The organism is Amycolatopsis sp. NPDC004772 (genome assembly GCF_053601215.1).
Map to the genome: position 1 here is coordinate 1 of NZ_JBSGBK010000157.1, position 9,358 is coordinate 9,358.

Here is a 9,358-nt window from a genome sequence, read left to right on the forward strand (position 1 = left end):
CGCGACGCCCCGCCGCCACCGCCGCGGCGTCGCGGGTCGGCGGGCCCACGCGGACCCGCCGCCCCGAGGCGGGGCGCGCCGCCACCGCCGCGGCGGCCGCGTGTCCTCCCCCGGTCCGCCATCGGCGTCAGGCCTCGGCGGTGAACCGCGGGAAGGCCAGCTCGCCGGCGTACCGGGCGGCGTCACCGAGGGTCTCCTCGATGCGCAGCAGCTGGTTGTACTTGGCGATCCGCTCGCCGCGGGCCGGGGCCCCGGTCTTGATCTGGCCGACGCCGGTGGCGACCGCCAGGTCCGCGATGAACGTGTCCTCGGTCTCGCCCGAGCGGTGGCTCATCATCGACTTGTAGCCGAACGACGTGGCCAGCGAGATCGCGTCGAGCGTCTCGGACAGGGTGCCGATCTGGTTGACCTTCACCAGCAGCGCGTTGGCGGCGCGGCGGGTGATGCCCTCCTCCAGGCGGTCCGGGTTGGTGACGAACAGGTCGTCGCCGACGATCTGGACCTTGTCGCCGACGTCGGCGGTCAGGGTGACCCAGCCGTCCCAGTCGTCCTCGCTCAGCGGGTCCTCGATCGACACGAGCGGGTAGTTCGCCAGCAGCTCGGCGTAGTAGGCCGACATCTGCTCGGCGCTCTTCTTCGCGCCTTCGAAGGTGTACGCGCCGTCGGCGAAGAACTCCGTCGCGGCGACGTCGAGGGCGAGCGCGACGTCGCGGCCCGGGGTGTAGCCGGCCTTCTCGATGGCCTGGACGATCAGGTCGAGCGCCTCGCGGTTGTTGCCGAGGTTGGGCGCGAAGCCGCCTTCGTCGCCGAGGCCGGTGGCCAGGCCGCGGCCCTTCAGCACCGACTTCAGCGAGTGGTAGACCTCGGTGCCCCAGCGCAGGGCCTCGCGGAAGGTCTCGGCGCCGATCGGCGCGATCATGAACTCCTGGACGTCGACGTTGCTGTCGGCGTGCGAACCACCGTTGAGGATGTTCAGCATCGGCACCGGCAGCACGTGCGCGTTCGGCCCGCCCAGGTAGCGGAACAGCTCCAGCTCGGCCGACTCGGCGGCGGCCTTCGCGACGGCCAGCGAGACGCCGAGGATGGCGTTCGCGCCGAGGCGGGACTTCGCCGGCGTGCCGTCGAGGTCGACCAGCTTCTGGTCGACGATCCGCTGGTCGACGGCCTCGATGCCGACCATCTCCGGGCCGATCTCGTCGAGCACCGCGGCGACCGCGCGCTCGACGCCCTTGCCGTTGTAGCGGCCGGTGTCGCCGTCACGCAGCTCGACCGCCTCGTGCTCACCGGTCGACGCCCCCGACGGGACCGCGGCCCGCGCCAGGGTGCCGTCGTCGAGAGCCACCTCCACCTCGACCGTCGGGTTGCCGCGCGAGTCCAGAATCTCGCGCGCGCCTACCTGCTCGATGAGAGCCACGCCATGCTCCTCGGTGCGTCATTTCTGCCTGCGGTAACGCCGCCAGCCTAGCCGTCGCCGCAGTTCACCCGTTGGAGGACTCACCGCCCGCGCGCACCTCCTGCCAGCCGGGCGGCAGCTCGACGACCTCGGACGTCTGCTGCCAGAACGTCCAGCTGTTGCCCCCGAGATCGGCGACGGTGAACACCCGGGCGCCGTACGGCTGGTCCTGCGGCGGCTCCAGCTCGCACTCGTCCCCGAGGGCGGCCTCGACCCGGGCGTACGTTTCGTCCACGTCGTCGACGTAGACGATGTTGAGCTGGCCGACCGGCCCGTCGACCCCCTTGGCCTGCCAGTAGTCCGGGCCGACCCCGGCGAGCTGGATCCGCGCTTCGCCCGCGCGCAGCGTCGCCTGGAACACCTCGCCGGCGCCGTCGCAGAACCGGACCTCTTCGGTGAACCCGAAGACCCTGGTCAGCCAGGCGAGCGCCTCGGTGGCGTCGGCGTAGTACAGGTAGGGCGCCAGGCCCCGGTACGGGCTGCTCATGGCGGCACAGTCCATCACGTCCCGTTCGGAGGCGTGTGCAACCCCCTCCTCCGGGGTAACGTGGGAGTGACCATGACGGACGCCGCAGCTGCTTCGCAGCCTCCCGAAGAGTCGCGGTTCCATGCCTTCCGCCAGGCCGAAGACCTGGTCGGCCGGCGTCGTCCGCTCGACGCGCTGAAGGCCCTGCAGCCCCTGCTGGAATCCGAAACGGACAAACCGTCGGTGCACCTGCTGGCCGGGCGCGCGTACTTCCACTCCGCCCAGCTGCGGCGCGCCGAAGAGGCGTTCACCCGGGTGCTGGAACTGGACCCGACCGACCACTACGCCCGGTTCATCCTGGGCCGGACGCTGCAGCGGCTCGGCCGGTTCGTCGAGGCGCTGGCGCAGATGAAGATCGCCTCGGCGATGCACCCGGTGCCCGAGTACCTCGAAGCGATCAGCGAGGTCAAGGCCCACATCGCGCTGCGCGAGACCTGACCAGGGCCGAACGGCCCGGAAGTCCTCGGCCGTTCGGCCGAGCAAGCCGGGCCCCTCGACCGATGTCCCGCACCCCCTCGTCCGGCGAAGCTGGTTCCAGACCGAACCGGGAGGAACCACCATGTCGATCTTCGTCACGCTGGGCGCGTACGCCGGGCTGCTGCTGCTGGTGCTGATGGCCGTCACGCCGTTCGTCGCCGACCGCGAGCTGTGACTCAGGGCGCGACGCTCGCCTCCGCGTAGGCGTCCGCCGCGCTGAAGACGTCCTGGCCGTAGGGAACGGCCTGGTTGTAGAACAGGATCGCCCGCCACCAGCCGGCCGGGGTGCCGAGGTCGTCGCCCCCGGAGCACAGGAACCGCGCCGCCGTGAAGGCCGCGTCGTCGATGTTCTGCGGGTCCGGCGCACCGCCGTCGCCGTTCGCGCGCTCCTGGTGCTTCTTCCACGTCGACGGCAGGAACTGCATCGGGCCGATCAGGTGGTCCCACGCCTTGTCGCCGTCGAGCTTGCCGCCGTCGGAATCGTGCACCGCCGGGACGCCCGGCGAGCCGTCCAGCGGCGGACCGACCACCGGCTTCGCCACCCGGCCGTCCGCGCCGATCGCCGCGAGGTCGAACTCCCCGCGCTCGGTCTCGACCCGGCCGATGCCCGCGAGCGTCGCCCACGAGAGGTGGCACGTCGGCTTCTGCCGCTGCATCCACATCTCCGCCCGGCCGTACGCCGAGAGCACGCGCGCCGGGACGTGCGTCTTGTCCGCGACCCGGGCCGCCCACGCGTCCAGCTCGACGCGGTCGGACACCTGCGGCCGGTCGACCGGCGCGGCGAGCCCGGCCCGCGGCGCTTCGGCACCGGGCTGCGGACGCTGTTCCGGAATGGCGAGCGCCGGCTGGACCGGCGGGACCGCGGCGGGCGCGTCGGGATTCCGGACACCGATGGTGACGAGCAGGATCACGCCGGTGACCACCAGCCCGAGCGCGAGGGCGATCCGGCCGACGTACCGCCTGGGCGGGCCGCCCGAGGGCGACGACGGAGGCGTGACGGTCGGCTGAGCGGTATCGGCCACCCGAACAGGTTACGGACGCACTCAAGAGGGTCCCCCAAGCGGCTGACCAGGCAAGCCGACGGTTAACCCGAGCCCACTGCCTGCGAAATCACAGAATTCGTTATCGAGTCGACGCGCAAGCCTCTGACCTGCGGTTACCCTAACCTAACTTCGAGTCGATGTCCCGTTTGCCCGATTGCATCGTTTCGGAGCGGCGGACGCACGCTGGACTTACAGGTGAGCCTTACCTAAAACCATCACGGAAGCAGAATCAGGGAGGCGGACCGTGTTGTTCTCGAGCGCGCTGATCGGGCTGCGCGAAGGCCTGGAAGCCGCGCTGGTCGTCAGCATCCTGGTGGCCTTCCTGGTCAAGACCGAGCGGCGGCACGCGCTGCGCTGGGTGTGGCCGGGCGTCGGCGCCGCGGTGCTGCTGTCGGTCGCCGTCGGTGCGATCCTCACCTACACGACCGCCCAGCTGTCCTTCGAGCACCAGGAGCTGCTCGGCGGGAGCCTGTCGATCGTCGCCGTCGTGTTCGTCACCGCGATGATCTTCTGGATGCGCAAGGCGTCCAAGAGCATCGCCGCCGAACTGCGCGGGAAGATGGACAACGCGCTGGACGTCGGCCCCGCGGCCGTGCTGCTGCTGTCGTTCCTCGCGGTCGGGCGCGAAGGCCTGGAGACGGCGGTGTTCTTCTACTCCGCCGTCCAGACCGCGCAGTCGGACACCGTGCAGCCGCTGATCGGCTTCGCCGTCGGCATCGCGGCCGCGGTCGTCCTCGCCTGGCTGCTCTACCGGGGCGCGGTGCGGTTCGACCTGGGCAAGTTCTTCACGATCACCGGCGTGCTGCTGGTGTTCGTCGCCGCGGGCGTGCTCGGCTACGGCCTGCACGACCTGCAGGAGGCCGCGTTCCTCCCGGGCATCGGCACGCTGGCCTTCGACGCTTCGGCGACGCTGCCCGAGACGTCCTGGTACGGCGCGCTGCTGAAGGGCATCTTCAACTACTCGCAGCAGACGACCGTGCTGCAGGCCGTCGCCTGGGTCGCCTACGTCGCCATCGTGCTGCCCCTCTTCCTCAAGCCCAGCAAGAAGACCGCGCCGGCGCCCGCCGCCGCGGCCGCCTCGAAGGAGTGACCGTGCGCAAGACCACCCCCCTGGCCCTGCTGGCCGGCGCCACCACCCTGGTGGCGCTCGCCGCGTGCGACAGCAAGAGCCAGCCCGCGGCGGACGGCGGCCCGATCAAGGTTTCGGCGTCCGACACCGCGTGCGAGGTCTCCGCGACCACGGCCGGCGCGGGTAACGTGACCTTCGAGATCACCAACAAGGGCACCAAGGTCACCGAGTTCTACCTCTACGCCGAGGGCGACCGGATCATGGGCGAGGTCGAGAACATCGCGCCCGGGCTCAACCGGCGGCTGATCGTCGAGATCGCCGACGCCGGCAAGTACCAGACCGCGTGCAAGCCGGGCATGGCCGGCAACGGCATCCGCGGTGACTTCACCGTCACCGGCGGCGTCGCGAAGCAGAACGACACCAACGCGCAGAAGGCGCAGGCCACCAAGAGCTACGCCGACTACGTCGCGAACAACACCGGCGCGCTGCAGGACGAGACGGTGAAGTTCGCCGACCTCGTGAAGGCCGGCAAGCTCGACGAGGCGAAGGCCGCGTACGCGCGCACCCGCGTCTACTACGAGCGGATCGAGCCGGTCGCCGAGAAGTTCGGCGACCTCGACCCGGCCATCGACGTCCGCGAAGCCGACCTCGAGCCCAACCAGCAGTTCACCGGCTTCCACCGGCTGGAGAAGGACCTGTTCAAGACGGGCCTGCAGCCCGACAGCGGCCAGATCGCCGACAAGCTGGTCACCGACGTCAAGGATCTGGTCGCCAAGACCAAGACCCTCGAACTGTCCGCTCTGGACCTCGCGAACGGCGCCAAGGGCCTGCTCGACGAGGTCGCGACCGGCAAGATCACCGGCGAGGAAGAGGCTTTCTCGCACACCGACCTCTGGGACTTCCAGGCCAATGTGGACGGTTCCAAGGGCGCGATCACCTCGCTGCGGCCGATCCTGCAGGCCAAGGACCCGGCGCTGGTGTCCACTCTGGACAAGGAGTTCGCGAACGTGCAGGGCCTGCTGGACAAGCAGCGGGCCGGTGACGGCTTCAAGCTGTACACCGAGCTGTCCCAGGACCAGGTCAAGGAGTTCGCCTCGGCCGTCGACGCGCTGAGCGAACCGCTGAGCAAGGTTGCGGAGGTCGTGTCGAAGTGACGTCGGCAGAGGGCACGCGCGTCTCGCGGCGGAAGCTCTTCGGCCTGGCGGGCGCGGGTGTCGCGCTCGCCGGGGCCGGGGCCGCCGCCGGCATCGGGATCGACAAGGCGACGAGCGGCAACGCCGAGGCGTCGACGAACACCGTCGACTTCCACGGCGAGCACCAGGCCGGGATCGTCACGCCGGCGCAGGCCAACCTGCACTTCGCGGCCCTCGACGTCACGACAAAGGACCGCGAGAAGCTACGGGCGCTGCTCAAGACGTGGACCGAAGCGGCCCGCCGGATGACCGCGGGCCAGGAGGTCGTCGCGAACGGCGCGGTCGGCAGCGGCGCGTACGCCCCGCCCGGCGACACCGGCGAGGCGCTCGACCTGCCGGCGTCGAACCTGACGCTGACCATCGGCTTCGGGCCGTCGCTGTTCGACGGCCGGTTCGGCCTGGCCGGCAAGCGCCCGCCGCAGCTGATCGACCTGCCGCTGTTCCCGAAGGACAAGCTCGACCCGGCCCGCAGCGGCGGCGACCTGTGCATCCAGGCCTGCGCGGACGACCCGCAGGTGGCGGTGCACGCGGTCCGCAACCTGGTCCGGCTCGGCTTCGGCGTCACCGAGGTCCGCTGGTCGCAGCTGGGCTTCGGCCGCAGCTCGTCGACTTCGCGCGAACAGCAGACGCCGCGGAACCTGTTCGGCTTCAAGGACGGCACGAACAACATCAAGGCCGAGGAGCCCGACGTGCTGGCCGACCAGGTGTGGGCCACCGCGGCCGACGGCCCGGCCTGGATGGCGGGCGGCTCGTACCTGGTGGCGCGCCGGATCCGGATGCACATCGAGACGTGGGACCGCGAAACCCTCGACGGCCAGGAGAAGATCATCGGCCGCACGAAGGGCACCGGCGCCCCGCTGGGCCAGACCGCGGAGTTCGACGAGCTCGACCTGGACGTCGGCGGCGCGGGAGGCGAGAAGCTGATCCCGGAGGACGCCCACGTCCGGCTGGCCTCCCACCAGGCGTTGAACGGCATCCGCATCCTGCGGCGCGGCTACAACTTCGTCGACGGCTCGGACGGCGTGGGACACCTGGAGGCGGGGCTGTTTTTCCTGGCGTTCAACCGCGACACCCGCAAGCAGTACGTGCCGATGCAGCAGGCGCTGTCGTCGAAGGACGCGATGATGGAGTACGTCCAGCACACGGGGTCGGCGCACTTCGCGGTCCCGCCGGGCGTAACCCGCGACTCGAGCTGGGCGGACGCGCTCTTCTCCTGACCCCGGTTGCCTAAAGCCTTTAGGTTGATCTACTCTGGCTTTAGGCAACTGGGAGAAGGATGATGGTGCGAGCAGGGCTGACCACCGAACGCGTGGTGCACGCGGCGGCAGAACTCGCCGACGAGGCCGGCTTCGATCGGCTGACGCCGTCGGAGCTGGCGCGGCGGCTCGGCGTTCAGGTCGCCAGCCTGTATTCGCACGTCAAGAACGCCCACGACCTGCGGACGAAGGTTGCGCTGCTGGCGCTCGACGAGCTCGCCGATCGGGCCGCCGCCGCGCTCGCGGGGCGGGCCGGGCGGGATGCGCTGGTCGCCTTCGCCGACGTCTACCGGGACTACGCCCGCGAGCACCCCGGGCGGTACGCCGCCGCGCAGGTGCGGCTCGACCCGGAGACCGCGGCCGCGAGTGCCGGGCCGCGGCACGCCGAGATGATGCGCGCGATCCTGCGCGGCTACGCCCTGACGGGCCCGGACGAAACCCACGCCGTGCGGTTGCTGGGCAGCGTTTTCCACGGGTTCGTCAGCCTCGAAGCCCAAGGCGGGTTCGACCACAGTTCCCCCGCCGCGCCGGAAAGCTGGGTCCGCATCCTCGCCGCCCTCGATGCCCTTCTGCAGGATTGGCCGGCTTCGTGATCGACATCCCCCTGACCGCGGACCTCGTCCGCGGCGCACTCGAACTCGAACGCACCGGGCGCGGCCTGGTGCCCCACCGGCTCCCGGCCCGCGCGCGGGCGCAGAACACCGACCCGCGGCTCGCCATGGCCGAGGCGCAGCCCGCCGGCGTGCGGCTGCGGTTCCGGACGCGCGCGGACGTCGTCGAGCTGGAAACACTGCGCACCAAGCAGGTCTACCCCGGCGCCCCACCGCGGCCGGACGGCGTTTACGACCTGCTCGTCGACGGTGAGCTGACCGCCCAGGCGAGCGTGAGCGGCGGCAACACCCTCACCGTCGACATGGCGGCCGGTACGTCCTCGCTCACCACGGGGCCGCCCGGGGTCGTCCGGTTCGCCGGGCTGGGCGGGCAGCCTAAGGACGTCGAGATCTGGTTGCCGCACAACGAACTCACCGAGCTGATCGCCCTGCGGGCCGACGCGCCGGCCGAGGCCGCTCCCGAAGGCCGGGTGTGGCTGCACCACGGCAGCTCGATCAGCCACGGCTCGAACGCGGCGAGCCCCGCGACGACGTGGCCCGCGCTCGCCGCCACCGCGGCCGGCGTCGGGCTGGTGAACCTCGGCTTCAGCGGCAACGCGCTGCTCGACCCGTTCACCGCCCGGGCGCTGCGGGACACGCCCGCCGACCTGATCAGCGTCAAGCTCGGCATCAACGTGGTCAACGCGGACCTGATGCGCCTGCGCGCGTTCGGGCCCGCGGTGCACGGCTTCCTCGACACGATCCGCGACGGCCACCCGGACACCCCGCTCGTGGTCGTTTCGCCGCTGTACTGCCCGATCCACGAGCAGACACCGGGACCGGGCGACTTCGACCACGACGCACTGGCCGCCGGCGTGGTCCGGTTCCGCGCGACCGGCGACCCCGCCGAGCGCGCGGCGGGCAAGCTGACGCTGGAGGTCATCCGGGACGAGCTGGCCCGGATCGTGACCCAGCGGCAGGCCTCGGATCCGCACCTGAGCTACCTCGACGGCCTTGCGCTGTACGGCGAAGCCGACTTCGCGGACCTTCCGCTGCCGGACGACCTCCACCCGTGCCCGGCGGCCCACCGCCGGATCGGGGCGCGGTTCGCCGCACTGGCCCTTGACTTCAAGGGAGCTTGAAGTTGGACACTTCGGTCATGTTTACCGAAGCAGAGCTCGCCTATCTGACCGACCAGCTGCTGGGCCGGCTGGCGACCCGGCAACCGAACGGGACGCTGCAGGTGAACCCGGTCGGATTCCGGTACAACCCCGACGAAAAAGCCATCGACATCACCGGGCACCGCCTGCGCGGGACCCAGAAGTTCCGCAACATCGCGACCGACGACCGCGTCGCCCTCGTGGTCGACGACGTCCCTTCGACGAACCCGTGGCGGGTCCGGTGCCTGGAGATCCGGGGCCGCGCGGAAGCACTGGTGGGTGTCGGAGTCCCGCAGGGGCAATACGAACACCTCTCGGACGTCCACTTCGACGACGCGGTGATCCGCATCCACCCGGAGCGCATCCTCGCGTTCGGCGTCGAGAACTGGGACCGGGAGCCGTACGAACTCGAGATGAACGTCCGCAACGTCTGAACCTTCCCGAGGTGGCCGCCACTAGACGAGTAAGTCCTAAGGCCGGGTGGTGTCTGGAGACAGGCGAAGGGTGTCCAAGATCAGTTTGTGACGACCGACCTGAACACCCTTCTCACCGCACTCTACGTCAAGATCGACGACCATCTGGGCAGGCCCG

At 70.7% G+C, this 9,358-nt stretch carries 10 protein-coding genes; 7 read left to right on the plus strand and 3 right to left on the minus strand.

Translation table 11 applies throughout. From position 1 onward, the window contains the following. Nucleotides 1–127 precede the first annotated feature (127 nt). Together eno and ACWEF6_RS42250 are read right to left on the minus strand one after the other, a co-directional pair. Complete coding sequence (gene eno, locus ACWEF6_RS42245) at nucleotides 128–1,414, minus strand: phosphopyruvate hydratase (protein WP_191307267.1); 1,287 nt, start codon at nucleotides 1,412–1,414, stop codon at nucleotides 128–130. Between the two features lie 64 nt (nucleotides 1,415–1,478). Beyond that, a complete protein-coding gene (locus tag ACWEF6_RS42250) occupies nucleotides 1,479–1,940 on the minus strand; it encodes a VOC family protein (protein ID WP_449688095.1) in 462 nt (153 codons plus the stop codon). A gap of 72 nt (nucleotides 1,941–2,012) precedes the next feature. Here ACWEF6_RS42250 and ACWEF6_RS42255 point away from each other — a divergent pair, with 72 nt between their 5' ends. Beyond that, nucleotides 2,013–2,417, plus strand: a complete 405-nt coding sequence (locus ACWEF6_RS42255) for a tetratricopeptide repeat protein (protein ID WP_449688096.1) — start codon at nucleotides 2,013–2,015, stop codon at nucleotides 2,415–2,417. 215 nt (nucleotides 2,418–2,632) lie between these two features. Here the strand turns inward: ACWEF6_RS42255 and ACWEF6_RS42260 are convergent, their stop codons facing one another. Then, complete coding sequence (locus ACWEF6_RS42260; protein WP_449688101.1) at nucleotides 2,633–3,379, minus strand: murein transglycosylase; 747 nt, start codon at nucleotides 3,377–3,379, stop codon at nucleotides 2,633–2,635. A gap of 364 nt (nucleotides 3,380–3,743) precedes the next feature. Here ACWEF6_RS42260 and efeU point away from each other — a divergent pair, with 364 nt between their 5' ends. From efeU to ACWEF6_RS42290, 6 genes are all read left to right on the plus strand, one after another. Next, nucleotides 3,744–4,589, plus strand: a complete 846-nt coding sequence (gene efeU / locus ACWEF6_RS42265) for an iron uptake transporter permease EfeU (RefSeq protein ID WP_449688097.1) — start codon at nucleotides 3,744–3,746, stop codon at nucleotides 4,587–4,589. Further along, nucleotides 4,586–5,722 carry an iron uptake system protein EfeO gene (gene efeO, locus ACWEF6_RS42270; protein WP_449688098.1) on the plus strand — a complete coding sequence of 379 codons (1,137 nt, stop codon included), beginning with the start codon at nucleotides 4,586–4,588 and terminating at the stop codon, nucleotides 5,720–5,722. Before efeU ends, efeO begins: the two co-directional genes overlap by 4 nt. Continuing rightward, nucleotides 5,719–6,978, plus strand: coding sequence for an iron uptake transporter deferrochelatase/peroxidase subunit (gene efeB, locus ACWEF6_RS42275; RefSeq protein WP_449688099.1), 1,260 nt, complete (start codon nucleotides 5,719–5,721; stop codon nucleotides 6,976–6,978). The genes efeO and efeB overlap by 4 nt, the downstream gene beginning before the upstream one ends. Before the next feature lie 62 nt (nucleotides 6,979–7,040). Next, a complete protein-coding gene (locus tag ACWEF6_RS42280) occupies nucleotides 7,041–7,610 on the plus strand; it encodes a TetR/AcrR family transcriptional regulator (RefSeq protein WP_449688102.1) in 570 nt (189 codons plus the stop codon). Then, nucleotides 7,607–8,749: a GDSL-type esterase/lipase family protein gene (locus tag ACWEF6_RS42285; protein WP_449688100.1), complete on the plus strand. Its 1,143-nt coding sequence runs from the start codon at nucleotides 7,607–7,609 to the stop codon at nucleotides 8,747–8,749. Before ACWEF6_RS42280 ends, ACWEF6_RS42285 begins: the two co-directional genes overlap by 4 nt. A 17-nt stretch (nucleotides 8,750–8,766) precedes the next feature. After that, nucleotides 8,767–9,201 carry a PPOX class F420-dependent oxidoreductase gene (locus ACWEF6_RS42290; RefSeq protein ID WP_310973838.1) on the plus strand — a complete coding sequence of 145 codons (435 nt, stop codon included), beginning with the start codon at nucleotides 8,767–8,769 and terminating at the stop codon, nucleotides 9,199–9,201. Nucleotides 9,202–9,358: the final 157 nt, after the last annotated feature.